We start from the raw sequence: 22,752 nt of genomic DNA, 5'->3' as shown, positions 1-22,752 counted from the left end.
CGGGGTTTTATTTGTACAAATCCGCGACGATGGAGATGCCTGTTTTATCGCGAAAAGTTTGGGGCGATACTTTGGTGAACTTTTTAAATACCCGGCTAAAATAAAACTCATCCTGGAATTTAAGGTTATAGGCAATTTCTTTGATGCTTTGCCGGGTTAAATGGAGCTGTTTCTTTGCTTCGAGGATAAGCCGTTCCTGGATAAGCTGTGATGGTGATTTGCGAAAGTATTTGGTACAACGCCGGGTTAAATTATCAGAAGATATGGCGAGTAACGAGGCATAATCTGATGGTTTATGCAGGTCAAGATAATGCTGGTTAAGCAACGTCCGGAACTTTTCCATTATTTCATCTTTTTGGGGTTTATCCTCACCGGTACTGATGCCATTTATTTTTATGCTGCTGGCCTTGGCCAAAAAAAGCTGCAGGTAGGCCCGCAATACAATTTCGGATGGTTGCGGCTGCATAAATTCGTCGTTCATCTGCATCAGTAACAGCTCAAACACTTTTACATCCTGCGGGGTAAGCGCAACTATTGGATCAATATAGATGTTGTTAAATAATAACCCATTGCAGGCTACTTCTTCACGGTGGTACTCGATACAATAAAAATCACTGTGAAATTGTAAGATATTGCTTTTTATTGCGCGGCACTCGTCTACATAAATAATCTGCAACGGGGTTGAAAACAACAACACCGGGCCTGTAAAAGGGAATGCCCCAAAATCTGCATGAAAGATACCCGACCCCTCAGGAACGAGGTAAACGGTATATTCAGAAAACTGGGCAGGCGTACATAGAATATCTTCCCGTACATCCTGTAACCCAAGTAAAAATTCACCTGCTTTATCGCGGATTGCTTTCAATGGCCAATGATTTATGGCACTAATATAAATATACTCTGCTTTTTATAGCGACAACGACTTTTATGAGGCCGAGTTTGCGCTCAAAAATTACAAAACATCAATAGATGCTGCCGTTTGTTGACAGCTTTTATCAAGCGGGTTTAAGCGTTTTTCGCTTGAACTATAACCCGCTATTGTTGGTGACAACACGAACAATAGCGGGGGCGCTTAATCGTGCGAATGTTAAACACTCACTCTAACCAACTCCTCTAAAACTCCGCATAAGGTATCAATCTCCTCCTCAGTATTATAATAATGCACGGAAGCCCTTACAATATTATTTAAGTGGTTTTTATTCATGTAAATGAGGGTTGAAACCGCCTTGCCAACTGATACGTTGATGTGCTTTTCGGCCAGCTTGTTTTTTACCGTTGCGGCCTCCATGCCATCTACCGAAAAAGTTACGATGCCGCATAACTCATCGCCAAAATCATGAACGCTTACGCCGTTAATATTTTTTAGTTTTTCGCGTAATAAGCCAGCTAAATATTGCACCCGCTGCCAGGTACGCTCAACGCCTATGTTGAGTGCATATTCAACCGCCTTGCCAAGGCCAAGAGTTAAGGCGCGGCTTTTTTCATACACCTCAAAACGGCGGGCATCATTGCGCGGTTTAAAATCAGTTTCGGTTACCCATTGGGTAGTGAAGCCGTCCATGAAAAACAGCTTCAGCTTATCCTGAATTTCTTTGCGGACATACAGAAAGCCGGTACCCCTCGGCGCCCGCAAATACTTCCTGCCGGTTACGGCCAGCATATCGCAGCCTATTTCCTGCACATCCAGCGGCACATGGCCCACGCTTTGGCAGGCATCAAGCAGGTACAAAATATTGTGTTTGCGCGCTATCCTGCCTATCTCTGCTACCGGGATCATGCTCCCTGCGGTTGAGGGGATATGGGTTACGGCTATCAGCTTTGTCCGGTCAGAAATAGCATCTTCCAAAGCCTGCAGCCGGAAATTACCCTGATCATCATTGGGGATTACTTTAAACTCAACACCCAGTGTTTTTTTAGCGTGCAGCAAACCTATCAGGTTGGTTACATATTCCATTTCGCAGGTAATGATCTCATCGCCGGGTTTAAAATCAATGCCGTTAAAGGCAAGCCACCAGCCAATACTGGCGTTTTCAACAATGGCAATTTCATCCTTGCGGGCGTTGATGAGTCGGGCTATGAGGTTGTAGGTGTTTTCAAGCTCTTCGCGGTATGTGTACTCGGTTTCGTAGCCGCCGTTTTGCGCTTCTTCGTACAGGTAATCTATCACGGTATCAACCACCACATCGGGGTGCAGGGACGAGCCTGCATTATTGAAGTGGATGGTTTTTGTTGTGCCCCGGGTTTCGGCCCTTAGTTGCTGTACTTCCTGTTCGCTTAGTATATTTTCCATCAGGTTTAGTTATTTGTGAAATTTATTTCCATCATGATATCCGCTCGTTTGTAGGTGCCGGGCTCAACTGGGATTTCGGTAAAGCCCAGCTTACGGTAAATGTGAATGGCATTTTCAAGCACTCTGTTTGAAAATAGTACCAGCTTTTTTACACCCAGTTCACGCGCTTTATCAATACCGGTTTGACATAGAAACTGACCGGCGCCAGCTCCGCGACTGTCTTTATCCACCGCCATTTTGGTAAGCTCGTAAACACCGTTTTCTATATATCGCAGCGCTACGGTGCCAATAATTTTTTGGTTCGAAGTGATAAAGTAAATGCTGCCGCCTGTTTTAATGATGGCCTCATCGGGGTTTTCCAGCACCCATTTATCAAAAGGTTCAACGCTAAAATACTCTTCAAGCCATGCTTTGTTAAACTTTTCAAAATAGAGGGCATGTTGTGGCTGATAATCGATAACCTGTAGTTCCATGTGCTTAATTATTTGATCATTACAAAATAAAAACATCCGGCAATAGAAAAACAGATGCAGTTTTATTAATTTTGAGCATAACAGATTTTGCATGGAAAGCATTGCTCATACTGAGGATTACGATTTTTTATACGCACAAATTGCTGCCCGGATTGAAAAGCAGATTAAGCAAAATCTGCTTAAGCCCGGCGACAAGCTGCCGTCGGTAAGGATGCTGAGCCAGGAGCAGGGTATTAGCATGAGTACAGCTTATAAGGCCTATGTTGAGCTGGAAAACCTGGGTTTGATAGAGGCACGTACCAAATCGGGCTACTATGTAAAATACCTGCCCGCCCGTTTTACCAGCGTGCCCGAAACCAAACCACCGCTTAAAAAGGTTAAACAGGCCAGCGTTGCCGAAATGATTGCGATGGTTTACCGCAACATGTCGGAAGACAGCGTTTTGCAGCTCTCGCGCTCATCGCCGCCGCTCAGCCTGATTCCGCTGGCAAAGCTCAGTAAATCCATGATGGAATCTATACGTAATAGTCCATCGGGTAATATCACTTATGAAAACCCGCAGGGTAATATTGCTTTGCGCAAACAGGTGGCTAAAAACGCCTTTAACTGGGGTGGTAATATTACCGAAGATGATGTGATCACAACGCAGGGCTGCCTGGAAGCTTTAATATTTTGCTTAAGGGCGCTTACCAAGCCCGGCGATACCATTGCTATTGAAAGCCCTACTTATTTCGGGATTTTCAATGTGATGCTCAGCCTGGACCTGAAAGTATTGGAAATTCCGGTGAACCCCGATACCGGCCTCGACCTGGAATACTTGGAACGGGCTATGAATGAAGTGCCAGTAAAAGTATGCCTGTTTGTTACCAATTTTAGTAACCCGATAGGGGTTTGCATGCCCGATGAGCGTAAGCAGCAACTGGTGCGCCTACTTGCTGAAAAGCAAGTTCCCTTAATTGAGGATGATATTTATGGTGAGATCTATTTTGGAAAAAGCCGTCCGCGCACCTGCAAAAGTTATGATAATGATGGCTGGGTGATCCTTTGTTCATCGGTATCCAAATCAATAGCGCCTGGTTACCGGGTAGGCTGGTGCGTTCCGGGCAGGTTTAAAGAACAGGTGCTGAATATTAAAATGATGCATTCCATAGCCTCGGCCACACCTACACAGGCAGCCATTGGTCATTTTTTTGAAACCGGGCGATATGACCTGCACATGAGGCATTTGCGGAAGGCGTTATATACCCAGTGCCTGCGGTATACCCAGGCTATCGCAACACACTTCCCGGCAGGTACAAAGATCAGCAGGCCACAAGGCGGCTATGCGCTTTGGGTCGAGCTGGATAAAAAGGTAAATGCCTTTGAACTGTACCAATTGGCAATAGAGCAAAGCATCAGCATAGCTCCCGGCCAGATCTTTAGTGTAGACGGGCGGTTTACCAATTTTATCCGCATTAGTTTTGGTTTAGCTTTTGACGAGGTGGTTGAAGAGAGTTTTAAGGTGTTGGGGAAATTAGTGAATGGCCTTATATCCTGAACTACAACATCACCAAATAAACTTAATTTTTTCTGAATGGCTGATTAGTAATAAATTAGTATTTTATATATGGTTATGCCAAATAGTTATCTATAAGGCATTTATTGAATTTTTTATTGTATTTTAAGTTCTGTTTTTAAAAGACGGCAGCACGTTTTAATGGTTATCCCCTTTATCATGAAATTTAAATTTTTACTGCTATGTGTTGCTGTTGTTTGCGTGACAGGACAGCTGCGTGCGCAATCTTCAGCCTCATTGCAATCGCAAATTCAAAAAAGCAAAGCTGATACCGGCAAAGTGAAGCTGTTGCTTGCTTTAAGCCGTGTTATCCTGCTCAAGTCGGGCGCGGGAGCAAAGGAAACAGATAGCTCTTACCGGTTTATGAAACAAGCTGAACAATTAAGCATTCAGCTTAATGATGTTAAAGGGCAGGGGAACGCTGCGTTGATGGCAGCAATGATCAGCAATAAAAAAGGCGATCATAAAGGCGGTGCTGCATTGGCCCAGAGGGGGTTTGATTTTTTTAAGTCGATAGATGATTTGCCGGGTATGGCCGAAGCTTATGTCATTATTGGGCAGCATTATGGAAATGAAGGCCAGGACCTGGATAAAAAAATAGCCTATTATCAAAAAGCCATTGATATTTTTCGGCAAGCGGGTTTAAAGGACAGGGAAGCTACAGCTATCGTAGATATGGCCGATCTGCAAAGCATAAAAGGATCATATGATATTGCTGTTAAAAACCTGCGCACGGCATTGGCAATATACCAATCGATAGGGAAAAAAGACCTGGACGGTTTGTACAACCTGCTTGGCGGCTGCCTTACCTTCCAGGGAGATGCTGATAACGCCCTGAAGTATCAGCTGAAAGCGGTGAGGCTTGCCGAAGGTCGCGGTGATACCAGTTTGCAAATGTGTACAATATACAATCGGTTTGCCCTTTCGTACTATACGCTGCATAAATTTGGCGATGCCATAATTTATTTTGATAAGGCTGTAAAAATTGCCCAAAAATATAATGACACAGCTTCAATAGTTGTAATAAACGGTAACCTGGCCATGAGCTACTATAAAATGGAACAGCCCGAAAAAGCGCTTGCAAGGCTGCAATTGCTCAAAAATATGAACCTGTTTACAACAACGCAGGAAAGATTTGAAAACTACTATGATTTTTGCCTGGTTTATTTGAAGCTTAAACAGTATAAAATGGCCAAAGTGTACATCGACAAAATGGAGGCGCTAAAAAAAGATGCAGGGGCAAATTATACCGAGATGTTAAGGTCATATATTAATTATTATATCGCCATAGGGCAGTATAATAAAGCGTATCCCTACTTGCAGGAAAATGAAAGTTTTTATCAAAAAACAAAGGTGCTGCCTTTTTTGGCACAGAACCAGCTCAACTGGTTCAAGGCCGACTCGGGGATGGGCAGGTACAAAAGTGCTATTAAGCATTATCAGCGCTACAAAATGCTTACCGATTCGGTTTACCTGGTTAACAATGCCAAGCACACCTCCTTTTTGCAAATTGAGTTTGATACGGATAAGAAGAATAAAGACCTGCAACTGCAGGCTAAGGATATCCAACTGCTTAAAAACAATGAGCAGTTGCAGCGCAGCCGGTTTTTAGCAGCACAGGCCGATCGTAATTTGCTTATTGGAGGCTCGGTAATGCTATTGCTTTCATTGGGGGTTGGCTATAATCGTTATCGTTTAAAGCAGCGCAGCAATGTACGGTTACAGGCTCAGCAAAACGAAATTAACAAGCAAAACCAATCATTGCAGCTGTTGAACAGTAAACAGGAAAAATTACTTAATGAAAAAGAATGGTTGCTCAAAGAGGTACATCACAGGGTTAAAAATAACCTGCAAATTGTGATGAGCCTGTTAAGCACGCAATCGGCATACCTGGAAAACAACGCGGCCATTGAAGCCATCACTGAAAGTCAAAACCGGGTGCAGGCCATAGCGCTTATACACCATAAATTGTATAGTGCTGATAATGTGGCCAGCATTTATATGCCATCATACGTAACCGATCTGATCCGCAACCTCACCGATTGTTTTGACTCGGTTACCCGTCGTATCAGGTTTGAGCAGGTGGTTGAACCCATTTATCTCGATCTGACCCAGGCTGTTCCGTTCGGCCTGATACTTAATGAAGCCATAACCAACGCTATCAAGTACGCCTTTAGCAGTGAAGGCGGGCAGATCGTCGTCGCGTTGAACCGCGTAGGCGAAGACGGAGTGATATTAACCATTGCCGACAACGGAAAAGGGCTGCCGGCAGGCTTTGATCTTAAAACAGTAACCTCATTGGGTATGGAAATGATGAAGGCCTTAAGTAAACAACTGGGTGGCACTTTTAAAGTTCAAAATAAGGCGGGCGTTACTATCAGTGTTGAATTTAAAATTGAGAAAGTAAGGCACCATAGCGAGGTAGAAAGCAATTTCTTATAATGATCTCTATTTACAATGTGTTGTTTCCGCGTGTTTAAATGATTCGTTGAGTAATTGCCTGAGCACAGTATTATCTACATCGGTCAGTTTAACAATATGCGTACAGCCGCCAATTTGCTTGTGCTTACCTAATTTTTGCAGCAATTGTTCCTTGCTTTCGAAGCCTGGAAGATAGAGTGTTAAAGAACTTTTACGGGGCGAAAAAGCTATAAGCGGCGCGTCACCTTCACGGCCGCTTTCATATTTGTAATGATAACTGCCAAAGCCTACAATGGCCGGCCCCCACATTTTTGCTTTGTGACCGCTGGCTTCTTCCATTAGCGCGGTCAGCTTAAAGCTGTCGGCCCGTTTGGCTTCATCGGCAATGGTATTGATGAAATCGCTGACGCTTGCTGCGGTTTCCGTGGTTTTATTGGTGTTTTTGGCCATGGCTTAAGCAGGATAAAGGTTAAAAACGATATATAAATATATCACGAAAATTTTATTTTATCCCACAGTTTATTGGCGACAACCTGCCGGATCACCTGCTCGCGGTAATTGCGGCTTATAGGGATGCGGTGCTGACCGATAAAAATATCATTTCCCTCAATACCATCAATTTTACCGGTTGATACGATGTAGGATTTATGTACGCGGATAAAGAGTTTGTTATCTAAATTTTGTTCAAGGCTTTTGAGGTTAAGCAGCGTGATATATTTGCCTTTGGCGGTAAATATGGTAACGTAGTTTTGCATCCCCTCAACGTACAGGATCTCATCAAAGTAAATCTTTTCGTATTTATTACCGCATTTGATAAAGAAGTAGCCTTCATCCGCTTCCGTTTTTGGTGCGCCGGGCTGGGCCCAATTGTTAAGCAGGCGGTGATAATCTTTAGCCTTATTGGCCGATTTAAAAAATCGGTCGAACGTGATGGGTTTCAGCAGGTAATCGAGCACATTGAGCTGGAAGCCTTCAAGCGCATAGCTGGGGTAGGCTGTAGTGATGATCACCATCGGCGGTTTCTGCATGATCTTTAAAAAATCAATGCCGTTCATTTTCGGCATCTGGATATCCAGGAATATCAGGTCGATAGCCTGATGGTCAAGTAGCTTGATCAGCTCGAGCGGGTTTTCGCAGGTGCCGGTTAAATTCAAAAAATCAACCTCGCGTACATAGCTGGCTAATCCTTCGCGGGCTAAGGGCTCATCATCTATTATTACACAGTTCATCATAGTGAGGCCATTTGAAAGGTTGCGGATGATTGTTCCAGTTCGGTTAAAGTTAATTGCAGATGTACCTCAAAGCGGTCTCCGGTATTTTGGATCTCCAGCTTATGAAGATCGGGGTAAATCAGGTCAAGCCGGCGCTTTACATTTTTCAGGCCGATACCCCCATAGTTCACAAGCCCGGTTCCCGGGTCGTTTGATGCGCTGTTGGCAACATAAAAATTGAGCTGATCGTTTTTCAATCCCAATCTAATCGCAATCCAGTTAGGGTGCTCTGCGTCTTTGGATACATGCTTAAACGCGTTTTCTACAAAGGTCATTAATATAAAGGGGGCTATGCCTAAATGACCGGGCATCGGCTCATCTGCTTCAAAGGTAACATGCACATTATTGTTTTGCCGAAGCTTTTCCAGCTCGATAAAGTTTTCGAGATAGCTAAGCTCTTTTCCTAAAGAGATTTGCTGGTCGTTGCACTCGTACAACTGGTACCGCAGTAATTCAGAAAATTTGGCCAATGATGCCGATGCCATACCGGGGTTTTTATGGATCAGGAAAAATATGGAGTTGATGCTGTTGAACAAAAAATGCGGGTTAAACTGGTATTTCAGGAATTTAAGTTCGGTTTCCAGTTTCTCTTTTTCGAGCAGCTGCTGGCGGTGCTGGGTTTGCAGCCAGTTTTTGGTGAGTTTGATACTCATACCCAAAGTCATACTGGCTACGGTAGAGGGGAAGGAAGTATTATAGAAACTCATAAAATTGCCCGGATCAACGCCAAACATTTTTTTTACTGAGCAGCCTGCAAAAAAAGCGCTTAAATAATAGCCGCCGTTAATAAGCGATGATGTGCCGATGATGGTTAGCGAAAGATAAATTACATATTGGGTAAGCCGCTCTTTTTTCATAAACCGCGGCATTAAGAAGTAAAGGTTAAAATATACCGCCAGCGCCTGGAAAACTACATAAGCCAGGATTTTGACACTATAAGCCGAAAAAAACATGGATTTGGCCGCTGCCACAGGGTTAGCCACCGCTATGGTAAACCAAAAATAATGGTACACACACCAAAATGGGATGTGGTACAGCTTGTATTTAAACAGCCAGTTTTGGTTTAATGTATCAACGGATAAACTGTTCATATTAAATCGTAATAATAAAAAACAAGTGTCATGGGTAGGCTCTCGAAGCATAGTGGGCAAGCCTCTGCGCATGTCCATCGACAGGTTCAGGACGACACCCCAACACTAAATATATTTTCCCTGTGCCCTCAGGGTCTCTCGCAGAGGACCCTGAGGGCCGCCGCCCTACCCGAATTGAAAAAAGCGAACCTGCGTGGCGTAGGCATCAGGGTCCTCTGCGAGTTTAAGTTTACCCACAAATTGCTTGTCGTTTAACCAGCAAGTCGTCGTGTTTTGCCCCTCTGGGGCAAAGGGTATTCTATAACTTTACGAGCTACTACAAACCTTTTGCACCTCTGGTGCATCTGTCCTTCAATTAATACATGTTTATTAAATTCTAAAATCTCCCAGAGGGGGAACAGGTTTGTAGAAATTTTCAATATCCTACCTAAAGATACAGCAATTGCACTGATTTATATTTCGTTATTGTATCAACCTGCACAAATAATTGACCAAATGCAGGCTTTAACTTATAAGCCGTAAAAAAGGCAGTATAGTTTTGGTTTTAAACCGATTAACCCGCTTCTGCGTATCTCATCAATTATCTCATGTCACTCATCATTCATGTTTTTTAAAGTTTAAAGCACTGTTTTTATTTGCCGGCATAACCTCCAGAAAGGTTACACACGCCATATGAAAACTTTATGCATCAGCCTGTTACTTATTTGCCTGGCACAAATAGTAAATGCCCAGGTGTCGGGCAGGGTTACCACAGCCGGCAGCCAGCCCTTGCCATATGTCACTGTATCGCTTGTCAGAACTGCAGATTCATCTTCAGTTAAAAGTATGCTTACCAATGAACAGGGAGGCTATAATATTGCGGATGCCCCTTCCGGTAATTACCGGTTGCGGTTAAGCAGTATCGGCTATCAAACCTGGTTTTCATCGCCTTTTGAAATCAGCGGGAACAAGGATGCAAAATATCTTGCTGTTATTGTGATGAAGGAGGACACCCGGCAATTGGGCGAGGTGGTAGTGCGGGCAAATAAGCCTTTGTACCAGCAGCGCAGCGATGGCTTAGTGGTAAATGTTGAGAGCAGCGTGCTTACGAAAGGCAGTACGGCCCTGCAGGTGTTGGAACGATTGCCGGGGGTAACTATCGATCACCGGGATAATGGTATTGCCCTGAACGGTAAAAGCGGGGCTACAGTAATGATCAACGGCAAGCTGGTGCGTATGCCGCTTGCCCAGGTCATGAATTTGCTTAATGGTCCCAGTGCCGATAATATTGAAAAAATAGAACTGCTGAGCACCCCGCCCGCCGGATACGATGCTGAAGGCAGTGCCGGCATCATCAATATTGTAATGAAGAAAAGCAAAAAGCAGGGAACAAACGGCTCCTATTCCTTAACCGGCGGTTACGGCATGGGCGAAAAAGGCACTGCCGGCATCAACCTCAGTCATAATACTAAAAATATCAATCTGTACGGCTCCTACACGTTTCAGCACGACCGGACCTATACCGATCTTTTTATTACCGGAAGTCAGTACATGCCTTTTATCGGAGGTAATGCCGAGGTAGAATTTTACACAAAAACCAAAAGGATCAGCAATAATCACAATGCCACCCTGGGTACTGATATTCAGCTTGATCCTAAAACTACCATAAGCGGTAACCTGAGCTATAACAACAGCCATTCGCCCACTTATACATACAGTAACGCGGCGTATAAGATCCTGCCCGATTCACTGCTCAGGTATATTGGGCATATTAACGGGAACGCGCACTGGGATAACCTCACCAGCTCGCTCAATATTGAACATGTGCTGAAGGAAGGGGAGAAGATAAGCATGGAAGCCGATTATATCCATTATGGAAATAACAGTCCAAGCGAAGTTAATACGTCCTTTGTAAACAAATATGGCGAGCAGGTGTACGCCAACAACAGTGTAAGCGCGCAAAGGCAACGCGGATTTGCCAATACGGCCATCAACGTAGGCGTGTTTAAAGCCGATTATGCCAACCAGCTATCACCCTTACTAAAACTGGAAACAGGTATTAAAGGAACGCATACCGGCAGTTCAAGCTCATCGGGTATCGAAAGTTTTAATAATGGGGCCTGGGAGCGTAATATGCAGACCGCTGCGAACATATACATGAAGGAAGATATTGGCGCGGCGTATCTGTCCCTTAATTGGCAGCTTGGTAAAAGCATAAGCCTTAATACAGGAGTACGTTATGAATATTCCTATACCAATATGGATAACCCACAAACCGGCAGCAACATTGTAGACCGTAAACTGGGAAAGCTGTTCCCCACAGTGCTGTTTACCAAAAACCTGGGTGACCGATCCGAACTGCAGCTGTCTTACACCAAAAGGATCAGCCGTCCATCATATGACGACCTGGCCTCATACTTTGCATACAGCGACCCTACGGCGGTTTACACCGGCAATCCTTTTCTTAAACCAACCATCACCAATAATATAAAACTGGGCTATAACTATGGCGACTATAGCTTTTCCCTGCTTTACAGCCGGGATGATAATGCCATAGCCCGCTATCAGCTCAGCGAAAGCCCAGCGCACGATATTTTGTTCATTTCGCCACAAAATCTGCCGTATCAAAACTACTTTACCTTGCAGGCCAATGCGCCGTTTAAAGTAAGTAACTGGTGGGAGATGACCTATAGCTTTGTTGGCGGCCTAAGACAGTTTAAGGAGGATTATACTTTACATCCGTTAACCAAATCATACTTCGGATATTCCTTTAATTTTAACCAGTTGTTTAAGCTGCCCGGCAGCTTTTCGGCAGAGGTATCGGGGCAGTACAATTCCCTGTCGTATAATGGCACAACGAGGGTTGATGGTTTTGGGCTGATCAATGCCGGGATCAAAAAAGAGCTGAAAAATAACGGTGGCAGCCTGCAATTATCAGTGGCCGATGTGTTCAGTGCTGCGCAGATCCATGTGCGGTACGGCACACTTACACGGGAGGCTTTTGACATAAAGAGCAATGTACTTGTCAATACCGAAACCAGACGTTTCCCGGTAATTAAACTTACTTATTCAAAGTCGTTTGGTAGTACAAGACCGGCCGGCCGGGGGAAACCGGAAAGCGGTTCAAAAGAGGAGAGTAAAAGGATGAGGAGTAACTAAGTCATCTGTTTTATTCCCTGGCATTCCTCGCCGACGGCTTTAACCCGAACCTGCGTTGGCCTACCGCTTATGTGTTTTCCTGTACTTTGACGGCGACATGCCAATCAGTTTGGTAAACAGTCTTGAAAAATAATAAGGGTCGTCAAAGCCCAGTTCTGAGCAAATTTCCTTAATGCTCCTGTCGGTAAAGTACAAGTACTGGCAGGAGGTTTGAATCTTAAGCAGGTTAAAATAGTTAATAGGTGATGAGCCTGTTTTTTGTTTAAACAGCCGCAAATAATGTGATGCCGAAATTCCCTGCTGTTTCGCCAAATGCATCACTTCAAACTTTTGACTAATGTGTTTTTTCATATAAGCGATGGAGTTGCTCACAAAATCGTTATCATAATCAACCGGGTTGGTTTGCTTATAATACACCATCGAGGAGATAAAATTGAGCAGGTTGATGTTAACAATCTCCATTTCTTTTTCATGATAGCTGTGTTCAAGCACGGCGTAGACCTGTTCGTACAGCTTAATCCGGCTGCTGTCGTAGGGAACGGATTGTACCGCAGGCTGCCCGTTTTCGAGCGAGCGCTCATAGATCAGGTGCGAATTTAGCCCGCTGAAGTGTACCCAGTAAATGCTCCAGGGATTGATTTCCGAGCTTTTATAACGGTGTGCCACATTACGGGGGATAATGAAAAAAGTATTGGGTTTAAGGGTGTGCCCTTGGCCCCCCAAATAAACATAGCCTTCTCCATCAACACAATAAAGAAAAATATATTCGTTACTGCCTGTACGGCGTTCACGGTCATGAAAGGCCGCCTTGGGATAATAGCCGATAGCGGTAAGGTAAAAGCCTTTGATCAAAGCATTGCTGGTAATGGCTTTTTTTATGTTTGGTGGCAATACGATCATTTTTTGACCGATAAAACCTTCTTTGATCCGTTTTTTAGGTTCGGCTATCGCATTCATAACGCTGCTGTATAACTGGCGATTAAAGGTATTTATTTTTTTTATCCCGGCAAGATTTTAATAGCTGCCAGTAAATGATAGTATTATCCATCACTTTTTAAAGAATATCCATTTTTTTAACACCTGTTTCATAGTAGGTTTACCAAAACCAATTAGGGCTAAAACAAGTCAGGCAAATTACCTGGCTGTTTAATGAAGCTGATAACTTATGAACAAACAATTTAAATATCTGAACGTACATGGCTGTTAACACCACAACCCGTTTATGGGGGCAGCATAACGGTCATAACGTTTATCTTTTCAAAATTGAAAACGAGAGCGGGGCCTATGTTGAGCTTACCAATTACGGCGCGGCCATTGTATCAGTTGTGGTGCCCGACAGACTGCAGCACTTTGAAAACGTGGTGGTTGGTTTTCCTGACCTGAGCGGATATTTAACCGATAGCTGCTACATCGGCTCAACCATAGGCCGGTACGCCAACCGTATCAGCAGGGTAAAATTTCAGCTCGAAGGCGAAACTTTTCACCTGGATGCCAATGAAGGTAAAAATTCCAACCATGCCGGTAAAAGCGGTTTTAACTATAGGGTGTTTACTGCCGAAGCTTTTGATAATGGTGTAATGATGACCCTGACCAGTCCTGATGGCGATGGGGGTTATCCCGGTAAGTTGGAGCTTATGGTTATCTATACCTGGAGCAATGATAATGAGTTGCTGATCAATTATAAAGCTACTACCGACAAAGCTACGATAGCAAATTTTACCAATCACGCTTACTTTAATTTATCGGCATTTAAAAGTAAGATCTATAACCACAAGCTTACCCTGCTATCGGATAGTATTGTGGATTTGCACGAAGACTATACGCCGAGCGGTGCAATTATACCAGCCGGGCAAAAGGCTTTCAATAATAACAAGCTGGGCGATAAATTTAATATAGATGAAAACCATGTTGAAGGCCTTAACCTGTTTTACATTATCAACAGGGGAACCAGGGAGAACGGCTTAACTTATGCCGCTCTGTTAACCGACGAAGCATCGGGCCGTACCCTTAAAGTTTATACGGATTATCCCGGCGTGTTCCTGTACACCGGTGATTATTTAAGCAGCACTACGCCTATACATACTGGCCAGGGGGCGAAACCTTTTGATGCGTTGTGCCTGGAGTGTCAGCATTATCCGGATAGCATCAATCATCCTGATTTTCCGCAGGCTGTATTGCGGGCAGGCGATGTATACAATCAAAGTATTTTATACAAGTTTGGCACCATATGAAGCTAAAAGCAAAAGGCTGCAAGCTAAAGCGGAGATTTTAAGGTGAGTAATACACCTGTGAAATTAATAACAGAAGTTAATTAAAGTAGATTTATACAGAGAGAAGAAACTAACCAATATCAAATGACCATCGATTTTAAAAAAGAAGTAAAATTTAACAGCGGCTATATTATAGGGATCTCCTTTATATCGGCACTGGGCGGTTACCTGTTCGGCTTTGATTTTGCCGTAATATCGGGTGCGCTACCGTTCCTCCGCAAGGAGTTTGCGCTTGACCCTGTTTGGGAGGGCTTCCTTACCGGTTCCCTGGCGCTGGGCTGTATCGTGGGCTGTATCATAGCCGGCCGCATTGCCGAAAAATACGGCCGTAAACCCGGTCTCATGGTTGCGGCGTTTATTTTCGCGGTATCGTCAATAGGTATTGCCTTTTCAACCGGGCTCACTTATTTTATCATTCTGCGTTTTGCAGCGGGCATAGGGGTAGGGATGGCATCAATGCTTTGCCCCATGTACATTGCCGAAATTTCCCCGGCACAGGTGCGCGGGCGTAATGTAGCTATCAACCAGCTTACCGTGGTATTGGGCATCCTGATCACCAACCTGTGCAACTATTTTTTGGCCGACAGCGGCGATAATGCCTGGCGCTGGATGTTTGGTTTGGGCACGGTACCTGCCGCGATATTTTTATTAGGGGTTATAGCCCTGCCCGAAAGCCCCCGGTGGCTGATCAAGGCCGGTCGGCACGCTGATGCCGAAAAGGTACTTTACAAAATAGGCTCCGAAGAGTTTGTGACTTCAACACAGCAGGCTATTGAAAAATCGCTTACCGGCGCAAAAAAGCAATCGTACCGCGCCGTATTTGAAAAAAGCGTACGCCCTGCCGTATTGATAGGCATTACGCTGGCTGTTTTTCAACAGTTTTGTGGCATCAATGTAGTGTTTAACTATACTTCAACCATTTTTGCCTCGGTGGGTTCAAGCTTAAACCAGCAGCTGTTTGAAACTGTTTCTATTGGTATTGTTAACCTGGTTTTTACCCTGCTGGCTATGTGGCAGGTTGATAAGCTCGGCCGTAAGCCATTGATGCTCATTGGTTCATTGGGCTTATCCATATTTTATATTGTATTGGCTTACCTGCTGCAAAATCACTTAGCGGCCGGGCTGGTATCCATATTTGTGTTGCTGGCCATCAGCACTTACGCGCTTTCACTTGCACCTATAACCTGGGTACTTATTTCAGAGATCTTCCCTAATAAGATCCGTGGCGCTGCATCAACAGTGGCCATTGTATCGTTATGGGCTGCCTATTTTATATTGGTGTTCACCTTCCCTATACTGGCTAAGGTGCTGGGCACTTACGGGCCATTTTATATGTACGCGGTGATCTGCTTTTTAGGCTTTTTGTTTGTGCTTAAAAAAGTGAGAGAAACCAAAGGCCAAACCCTTGAAGAGTTAGAAGAAAATTTAGTAAGACATTAATAATCATAAGCCACATGAATAATTTGTATGTAAATGTTTGGGAAGAGAAGGTAGTTATCCCAACCTACGGTATAGGGAAGCCCGATAAAAACCCCATGTTTTTTGAAAAGCGCGTTTACCAGGGTAGCAGCGGCAAGGTGTACCCTAACCCGGTTATCGAAAAAATTTACGACGAAAAAGAAGATAAAGAATACGAAGGCCTTTACCTCGAAAATAAATACCTCAAAGTACTCATCCTGCCCGAGCTTGGCGGCCGTATCCAGATGGCTTATGACAAAATCAGGGAGCGCCATTTCATCTATTATAACCAGGTGATTAAGCCGGCACTGGTAGGGTTAACCGGCCCCTGGATTTCGGGCGGTATTGAATTTAACTGGCCACAGCACCATCGCCCAAGTACTTTTGAGCCGGTTGACTATAAGATTGAAGAAAATGCCGATGGCAGCAAAACTGTTTGGGTTAACGAGGTTGAGCGCATGTTCCATACCAAAGGTATGGCCGGTTTTACGCTGCACCCGGATAAGGCTTACATCGAAATAAAAGCGAAGCTCTATAATCGCTCGGCCCTGCCGCAAACCTTTTTATGGTGGGCTAACCCGGCTGTAAAGGTAAATGACGATTACCAGTCGGTTTTCCCGCCTGACGTGAACGCGGTGTTTGACCATGGTAAGCGCGACGTATCAACATTCCCGATAGCTACGGGTACTTACTATAAAGTTGATTATTCGCCGGGTACAGATATCTCAAGGTATAAAAATATCCCGGTACCAACATCGTACATGGCTATCAACTCCAATTACGATTTTGTAGGCGGATATGAGCATGACAGTCAGGCTGGTTTGCTGCACGTAGCCAATCATCATGTATCGCCCGGCAAAAAACAGTGGACCTGGGGCCACAGCGATTTCGGCCTGGCCTGGGACAGAAACCTAACCGACGAGGATGGCCCGTACATTGAGCTCATGACAGGTATGTTTACCGATAACCAACCCGATTTTACCTGGTTGATGCCGCACGAGGAAAAACATTTTACCCAATACTTTATGCCATACCGCGAGCTTGGCGTAGTAAAAAATGCTACCAAAGATATCCTGCTGGCACTTGATTATAAAGAGGGCAAACTACTATTGAAAGTTTACGTAACCGGCGAGCAAAACAACCTGAACATCAAACTGCAGCATGATGGCAAAGTATTATTGAGCGAAAAAGTTTGCATTGTACCAGAACAAGTTTATACCCGCGAGATAGCCGTTAAGGATATTAACGAGAACCTTTTGCTGCTTACCGTACACTCGGCAGCGGGCAAAGAACTCATTAAATATGATGCGGCAAGCAATAAGCTTAATAATATCCCTGAAGCTGCCAGTCCGGCCCTGCTGCCTGCCGATGTAGAAAATAACGAGCAGTTGTTTTTAACGGGCCAGCACCTGGAGCAGTATCGCCATGCTACTTATAGCCCGGTGCCTTATTATGAGGAAGCTTTACGCCGTGATCCAAAAGATATCCGCAATAATAATGCTTTAGGTTTATGGTATTTGCGTCGCGGACAGTTTGCTAAAAGCGAGCCTTATTTCCGCAAGGCGGTTGAAACCATCACCCAGCGTAACCCTAATCCTTACGATAGCGAGTGTTATTACAATTTAGGTTTGGCGTTGAAATTCCTCGGCAAAAAAGAGGATGCGTACAAAGCGTTTTATAAAGCTACCTGGGGCAATGCCTGGAAAGATAGCGGCTATTTTTCGGTAGCACAGATCGACCTGGAAAACGGCGATTCCGAACTGGCGCTTGATCACTCGCTGTCGTCATTAGATAGAAATGCCAATAACAGTAAAGCCTATGTTTTGCGCTCGGCGGCTTTCCGTAAGCTCGGGCGTTTTGAAGATGCTGTCGAGGTAGCTACAGCGGCAATAAAAAGGGATGCGTTTAACCTGGGCGCTCTGTTTGAGCTGGTTTATGCTTACAAAGCTTTGGGTGATGAAGAAAAAGGCACTGCCACCCTTAATGAACTCATTAAACTATCGCGCGGTTATTACCAAAATTACATTGAATACGCACTTGATTACGCCAATGCCGGCCTGTACCAGGAAGCTGCAGATTTGTTGAATTATGCGGTGAACGGTGATGCTACCAGTCCGATGGTGTATTATTACCTGGGCTACTTTGCGTACAGGTTAGGCAATAATGAACAGGCTTCTGCATGTTTTAAACAGGCCTCAACTGCCGATTCGTACCTGTGCTTCCCCGATAGGCTGGAAGAGATCAGCATACTGAAACTGGCCGCTGAGCTTGTGCCCACCGATGCCAAAGCACCTTATTATTTAGGTAACCTGTTTTATGATAAACTGCAATATGATGATGCCATCGCGGCCTGGGAAACATCAGCAAAACTGGACGATACGTTCCCAACCGTATTCAGGAATCTGGGTATAGCCTATTATAATAAACGTAATGACCCGGCAAAAGCTTTAATTTGTTTTGAAAAAGCCTTTGCGTTGGATCCCGCCGATGCCCGTGTACTGATGGAACTCGACCAGCTTTACAAAAAGCTGAACTATTCTGCAGAAGCACGACTGAAATTTGTTGAAGCTAACCTGGAGACTGCCAAACTTCGTGATGATGTTTATTTAGAGCGTGCAACGCTGTATAACTTTTTAGGCGAGCACCAAACCGCGTTTGAACAGGTGATGCAAAGAACATTCCACCCATGGGAGGGCGGCGAAGGCAAAGCTTCGGGGCAATATGTTGCCGCCCTGGTTGAAATGGCCAAGCAAAACATCCGCGATGGTAAATATCAGAAAGCTGTTGAACAGCTAACCCAGGCGCAAACCTACCCACATAATTTAGGCGAAGGCAAACTATTTGGTACGCAGGAAAATGATATCTTTTACTGGCTGGGCCAGGCCCACGAAGGGTTGCAGCAAACTGAACAGGCTAAGGCTTATTTTGAGCAGGCAGCCATAGGTTTGGAAGACCCGACAGCGGCTGTTTTTTATAACGATCAGCAGCCGGATAAGATCTTTTATCAGGGTTTGGCAAAAAAATGTCTGGGTGACAGTACATCGGCCGAACGAATCTTCAAAAAACTGCTTAATTATGGTATCGGGCACATGGATGATAACGTAAAAATTGATTACTTTGCCGTCTCGCTGCCAAATTTGCTCATTTTTGAAGATGATCTGCAGGTAAGGAACCGCGTGCACTGCTATTTTTTACAGGGACTGGGATACCTCGGTTTACGTGATTTTGAGCAGGCACAAAAGGCCTTTACCGAGGTTCTGAAACTGGATGCCGGGCATTTTGGGGCGAGGATACATCAAAACATGATAAACCAAATTACCGAAGCAGCCGGTTAAACCCAAAAATCACACGTGAGAACTACTCAAACAAAAACTTTACCACTGGGCCTGCTTTTCGCAGGCTCAATGCTGTTTGCCGGCAGGGCAGCAGCGCAGCAAGTAACCATTCCTGTTGAAACACAGCACAACGCTATTGTATTACAAACCGATGCCGAAAAGCACCTCAACATGGTATACCTGGGGGCAAAGCTTGCCAATTCAGCCGAGTATGCAGGCATCTCAAAAATGTACAAACAAGCCGATGATTCGGGCGTACAAAACGATGCTTACACACCATCAGGTTCAGCCAGTCTTGGTGAGCCGGCTATTACAGTTACTCATGCGGATGGTAATAAATCATTAAACCTAACCTACGTAAGCCATGCGGTAAGCAAGGTTGATGATGATATTTCATTACTGGTAGTAACCATGAAAGATCCTGTTTATGATTTTGAGGTAAAGCTGTACTACAAAACCTATTTTAAAGAAGATGTAACTGAGCAATGGTCGGTGATAAAACATAACGAAAAGGGGATAGTAACGCTTGATAAATATGCGTCGGCCAATTTAAACCTGAAGGGTAATACTACCGGCGGTTTCTGGCTGAAGCAATACCACGGCAACTGGGCTATGGAAATGCAGCCCGAAGAAGCCCGTTTAACCCACGGTATTAAAACAATCGACAGCAAACTGGGTACCCGTGCCAACCTGTATGAACATTCGATGTTCGCCATATCAATGGATAAACCTGCTACCGAAGACGAAGGCAAAGTGCTTTACGGGGCTATGGAATGGTCGGGAAATTTCAGGATTGATTTTGAACTGGATGTGGCCAATAACCTGAAAATTATTGCAGGTATTAACAATGCTGCTTCCGAGTATCATTTGAAACCAGGTGTTGAATTTACTACGCCAGCTTTCCTTTACACTTACTCCGACCACGGTAAGGGTGATGCCAGCCGTAAGCTGCAAAGCTGGGCACGCCAATACAAAATTGTTGATGGTAATGGTTCAAGGCTGACATTGTTGAACAACTGGGAGTCGACTTACTTTGACTTTAATGAGAGCAAGCTTGCAGGCTTGTTAAAAGATACAAAAAAGCTGGGTGTCGACCTGTTTTTGTTGGATGACGGTTGGTTTGGCAACAGCCACCCGCGTAACGGCGATAATGCAGGTTTGGGCGATTGGCAGGAAAACAAGCAAAAGCTTCCAAATGGCATCAGTTCGTTGGTAAAAGAAGCGCAGGCCAATGGCGTAAAATTCGGCATCTGGATTGAACCGGAAATGGTTAACCCTGCCAGCGACCTTTACAAAGCCCATCCCGATTGGGTAATTAAACAGCCGAACCGTCCTGAAAAGTATTTCAGGAACCAGTTGGTGCTTGATCTGGCCAACCCTAAAGTACAGGATTTTGTATTTGGCGTGGTTGATAACCTGTTCGCCAAAAATCCCGACCTGGCTTATATCAAATGGGATTGTAATGCGGTTATTTATAACGCTTATTCAGCTTATTTGAAAAAAGACCAGTCGCACATTTATGTTGATTATGTGAATGGTTTATACAATGTATTGAAACGCGTTCGTGCCAAATATCCTAAAGTACCTCTGATGCTTTGCTCGGGCGGCGGCGGCAGGGTTGACTATGGTGCACTGCAATACTTTACAGAGTTTTGGCCAAGCGATAACACCGATCCGCTGGAGCGTGTATTTATCCAGTGGGAGTATTCATTCTTCTATCCGGCTATCACCAGCTCAAACCACGTTACCGATTGGGGCAAACAACCCATCAAATTCCGTGTGGATGTGGCCATGATGGGTAAAATGGGTTTTGATATTGTGATAGGCAAATTAAGTGAAAGCGAGCTGAGTTTCTGTCAGTCGGCGTTGAAAAACTATGATGCATTAAAAGATGTGATCTGGCACGGCGACCAGTACCGCTTAGCTTCGCCATGGGATAACGACGCGGCATCTATCATGTACGTAAGCGACGATAAATCAAAGGCAGTAATGTTCAACTACCTGGTGAATAACCGATACGGCTCGGGTACCAAAGTGCCCGTGCGCCTGAAAGGCCTCGACCCTAATAAAAAATACCGTGTTAAAGAAATTAACCTTTATCCGGGCGCGGGTTCGGTTTTAGGCAAAGAGGATTTAACTTTTACCGGCGATTTCCTGATGAATGTGGGTATTAACCCCGGAAACAGCGCTTATCACACCAGTGTAGTGCTGCAGTTGGAAGCGATTTGATAAAATCGATTTGATATTATATAGAAGCTCCGGAGCATTAATTGTTCCGGGGCTTCTTTTATTTAGGGGGTTGCTCAAAGATATGTCATCAATCGCTGCAGCAAGGCTTTGCCCCGTGCCCCCTTTTTTGTTTGTCATGTTGAACGCTGAGCAAATCGGCTACTTGTCCTGTGGGGTGCCGAAACAAGTTCGGCATGACGACAGGGATTTATAGCCTGTTACCTCAACTTCTTCGTTATATCAAAATGTTCAACACGTGTTGCGGCACCCAGCGGTAGTTTGCTACAGGCAGAGTAGAAAATATAATCCTTATCCTCAGTAATACCCGGTAGCAGTTTATTAATAACCTTCCCAATCTGCGTGTTCTCGCTTTTTACCGCGTTGGTATCGGTAATGTTTACTTTGGTTGTATAATAAATTACCGGGAACCAGCCATGGCTGTTTTTTTGATTGCCAATCCGGAATACCCGCGGTTCGCCTGCAACACCATCAATTACTACCGGGAAACGGTATTGTTTTACTGTTGCCTCGGCAGCATCCTGGAATAATTTGCCTGCATCGGTATCGTGTTCGTAATGCCAGTAGTCGTTAGGTGCGGTACATTGTAAAGCAAGTTCAAGTGTTAAACGGGCGTCGGCAAAATGCTGTTTATTGTATTTCTTTTTTCCCAGCTCATAAAGCTCCGGGGCTGTTTTGCCGTTAATTTTATAAGTATTTACATTTACCGAGGTTAGTTTCCAGCCGTAATCGTATTTGGCATACAGTGCGGTAATCATTTCCTGGTTAGGCGGGTTTTTATCCTTTGGCAAAAAAAGCACCATGTACATTTCATGGGTAATACCATTATAGATCATTTTATAGCTGTTAATGCCTGCCGACGGATTGCCTATGGTATCTGTACTGCGGTGCTTATTTACAATGTAATATTCGTCGTAAATATCATAGTCGGCAGTTTTAACAGCGTTGCCTACTAACTCTATTTGCCTTAGATTTGACTTGTCGTCCAGCATCTCCCGCGATTCCATATTGCTGATATCATCACTGTTGCCGGTGCGGAGATCATGGAGCAGTTGTTCGTTAAGTTTATGGAAATCGTCGCGTTTACCGCCGGTAATCTGGTCGTTTCGCCATGCTCCCGGCTGTTTAATACAGCTTTGTAACGATAAGGCCAGTAAAGTAAAGGGGATGAGTTTAATTGTGTTTTGGTATAGGGTTTTCATA

15 protein-coding genes are annotated in these 22,752 nt (G+C 44.5%); 7 read left to right on the top strand and 8 right to left on the bottom strand.

Annotated elements, in window-relative coordinates; all coding sequences use genetic code 11:
- Window positions 1–7 precede the first annotated feature (7 nt).
- The 3 genes from J3L18_RS18065 to J3L18_RS18055 form a co-directional block, all read right to left on the bottom strand.
- Window positions 8–865 (bottom strand): helix-turn-helix domain-containing protein, encoded by an 858-nt coding sequence (locus J3L18_RS18065; protein WP_091175968.1) that lies wholly within the window; start codon window positions 863–865, stop codon window positions 8–10.
- A 222-nt stretch (window positions 866–1,087) separates the two neighbouring features.
- Window positions 1,088–2,290: an aminotransferase class V-fold PLP-dependent enzyme gene (locus J3L18_RS18060; protein ID WP_129568587.1), complete on the bottom strand. Its 1,203-nt coding sequence runs from the start codon at window positions 2,288–2,290 to the stop codon at window positions 1,088–1,090.
- A 5-nt stretch (window positions 2,291–2,295) separates the two neighbouring features.
- A complete protein-coding gene (locus J3L18_RS18055) occupies window positions 2,296–2,763 on the bottom strand; it encodes a GNAT family N-acetyltransferase (RefSeq protein ID WP_129568586.1) in 468 nt (155 codons plus the stop codon).
- Between the two features lie 91 nt (window positions 2,764–2,854).
- On the opposite strand from J3L18_RS18055, the gene J3L18_RS18050 reads away from it, so the two are divergent.
- Together J3L18_RS18050 and J3L18_RS18045 are read left to right on the top strand one after the other, a co-directional pair.
- The gene (locus J3L18_RS18050) at window positions 2,855–4,300 is read left to right on the top strand and encodes an aminotransferase-like domain-containing protein (protein WP_129568585.1); all 1,446 of its coding nucleotides are present in this window, start codon (window positions 2,855–2,857) and stop codon (window positions 4,298–4,300) included.
- A gap of 177 nt (window positions 4,301–4,477) precedes the next feature.
- Window positions 4,478–6,760: a histidine kinase dimerization/phosphoacceptor domain -containing protein gene (locus J3L18_RS18045; RefSeq protein ID WP_189549114.1), complete on the top strand. Its 2,283-nt coding sequence runs from the start codon at window positions 4,478–4,480 to the stop codon at window positions 6,758–6,760.
- 6 nt (window positions 6,761–6,766) lie between these two features.
- Here J3L18_RS18045 and J3L18_RS18040 read toward each other — a convergent pair whose 3' ends face one another.
- Genes J3L18_RS18040 through J3L18_RS18030 form a run of 3 tightly spaced genes read right to left on the bottom strand, consistent with a single transcriptional unit; the run spans window position 6,767 to window position 9,101 of the window.
- Window positions 6,767–7,189 carry a DUF1801 domain-containing protein gene (locus J3L18_RS18040; protein WP_129568583.1) on the bottom strand — a complete coding sequence of 141 codons (423 nt, stop codon included), beginning with the start codon at window positions 7,187–7,189 and terminating at the stop codon, window positions 6,767–6,769.
- 41 nt (window positions 7,190–7,230) lie between these two features.
- On the bottom strand, window positions 7,231–7,971 hold the full coding sequence (locus J3L18_RS18035) for a LytR/AlgR family response regulator transcription factor (protein ID WP_091175983.1): 741 nt from the start codon (window positions 7,969–7,971) through the stop codon (window positions 7,231–7,233).
- Window positions 7,968–9,101, bottom strand: coding sequence for a sensor histidine kinase (locus tag J3L18_RS18030; protein ID WP_129568582.1), 1,134 nt, complete (start codon window positions 9,099–9,101; stop codon window positions 7,968–7,970). Before J3L18_RS18030 ends, J3L18_RS18035 begins: the two co-directional genes overlap by 4 nt.
- Before the next feature lie 672 nt (window positions 9,102–9,773).
- Here J3L18_RS18030 and J3L18_RS18025 point away from each other — a divergent pair.
- Window positions 9,774–12,239 carry a TonB-dependent receptor gene (locus J3L18_RS18025; RefSeq protein WP_129568581.1) on the top strand — a complete coding sequence of 822 codons (2,466 nt, stop codon included), beginning with the start codon at window positions 9,774–9,776 and terminating at the stop codon, window positions 12,237–12,239.
- 60 nt (window positions 12,240–12,299) lie between these two features.
- Here the strand turns inward: J3L18_RS18025 and J3L18_RS18020 are convergent, their stop codons facing one another.
- Window positions 12,300–13,196, bottom strand: a complete 897-nt coding sequence (locus J3L18_RS18020) for an AraC family transcriptional regulator (protein ID WP_129568580.1) — start codon at window positions 13,194–13,196, stop codon at window positions 12,300–12,302.
- A gap of 239 nt (window positions 13,197–13,435) precedes the next feature.
- On the opposite strand from J3L18_RS18020, the gene J3L18_RS18015 reads away from it, so the two are divergent.
- The 4 genes from J3L18_RS18015 (at window position 13,436) to J3L18_RS18000 (ending at window position 21,531) form a co-directional block, all read left to right on the top strand.
- Window positions 13,436–14,470 carry an aldose epimerase family protein gene (locus J3L18_RS18015; RefSeq protein ID WP_129568579.1) on the top strand — a complete coding sequence of 345 codons (1,035 nt, stop codon included), beginning with the start codon at window positions 13,436–13,438 and terminating at the stop codon, window positions 14,468–14,470.
- Window positions 14,471–14,563: 93 nt separating this feature from the next.
- Window positions 14,564–15,949, top strand: coding sequence for a sugar porter family MFS transporter (locus J3L18_RS18010; protein WP_223266123.1), 1,386 nt, complete (start codon window positions 14,564–14,566; stop codon window positions 15,947–15,949).
- Between the two features lie 14 nt (window positions 15,950–15,963).
- The gene (locus J3L18_RS18005; protein ID WP_129568577.1) at window positions 15,964–19,302 is read left to right on the top strand and encodes a DUF5107 domain-containing protein; all 3,339 of its coding nucleotides are present in this window, start codon (window positions 15,964–15,966) and stop codon (window positions 19,300–19,302) included.
- Between the two features lie 15 nt (window positions 19,303–19,317).
- Window positions 19,318–21,531 (top strand): alpha-galactosidase, encoded by a 2,214-nt coding sequence (locus tag J3L18_RS18000; RefSeq protein ID WP_223266120.1) that lies wholly within the window; start codon window positions 19,318–19,320, stop codon window positions 21,529–21,531.
- Window positions 21,532–21,749: 218 nt separating this feature from the next.
- Here J3L18_RS18000 and J3L18_RS17995 read toward each other — a convergent pair whose 3' ends face one another.
- Window positions 21,750–22,751 carry a hypothetical protein gene (locus J3L18_RS17995; protein ID WP_129568576.1) on the bottom strand — a complete coding sequence of 334 codons (1,002 nt, stop codon included), beginning with the start codon at window positions 22,749–22,751 and terminating at the stop codon, window positions 21,750–21,752.
- Between the last annotated feature and the right edge of the window lies 1 nt (window position 22,752).

The organism is Mucilaginibacter gossypii (assembly GCF_017569325.2).
Classification (GTDB): domain Bacteria; phylum Bacteroidota; class Bacteroidia; order Sphingobacteriales; family Sphingobacteriaceae; genus Mucilaginibacter; species Mucilaginibacter gossypii.
This window is presented reverse-complemented; position numbering and strand designations above follow the sequence as displayed.

Excerpts from the sequence above, each read along its gene's own strand:
- J3L18_RS18015 (WP_129568579.1), top strand. The coding sequence starts at position 13,436 with ATGGCTGTTAACACCACAACCCGTTTATGGGGGCAGCATAACGGTCAT.
- J3L18_RS18055 (WP_129568586.1), bottom strand. The coding sequence starts at position 2,763 with ATGGAACTACAGGTTATCGATTATCAGCCACAACATGCCCTCTATTTT.
- J3L18_RS18020 (WP_129568580.1), bottom strand. The coding sequence starts at position 13,196 with ATGAATGCGATAGCCGAACCTAAAAAACGGATCAAAGAAGGTTTTATC.
- J3L18_RS18030 (WP_129568582.1), bottom strand. The coding sequence starts at position 9,101 with ATGAACAGTTTATCCGTTGATACATTAAACCAAAACTGGCTGTTTAAA.
- J3L18_RS18035 (WP_091175983.1), bottom strand. The coding sequence starts at position 7,971 with ATGATGAACTGTGTAATAATAGATGATGAGCCCTTAGCCCGCGAAGGA.
- J3L18_RS17995 (WP_129568576.1), bottom strand. The coding sequence starts at position 22,751 with ATGAAAACCCTATACCAAAACACAATTAAACTCATCCCCTTTACTTTA.
- J3L18_RS18005 (WP_129568577.1), top strand. The coding sequence starts at position 15,964 with ATGAATAATTTGTATGTAAATGTTTGGGAAGAGAAGGTAGTTATCCCA.
- J3L18_RS18045 (WP_189549114.1), top strand. The coding sequence starts at position 4,478 with ATGAAATTTAAATTTTTACTGCTATGTGTTGCTGTTGTTTGCGTGACA.
- J3L18_RS18060 (WP_129568587.1), bottom strand. The coding sequence starts at position 2,290 with ATGGAAAATATACTAAGCGAACAGGAAGTACAGCAACTAAGGGCCGAA.
- J3L18_RS18040 (WP_129568583.1), bottom strand. The coding sequence starts at position 7,189 with ATGGCCAAAAACACCAATAAAACCACGGAAACCGCAGCAAGCGTCAGC.
- J3L18_RS18050 (WP_129568585.1), top strand. The coding sequence starts at position 2,855 with ATGGAAAGCATTGCTCATACTGAGGATTACGATTTTTTATACGCACAA.
- J3L18_RS18025 (WP_129568581.1), top strand. The coding sequence starts at position 9,774 with ATGAAAACTTTATGCATCAGCCTGTTACTTATTTGCCTGGCACAAATA.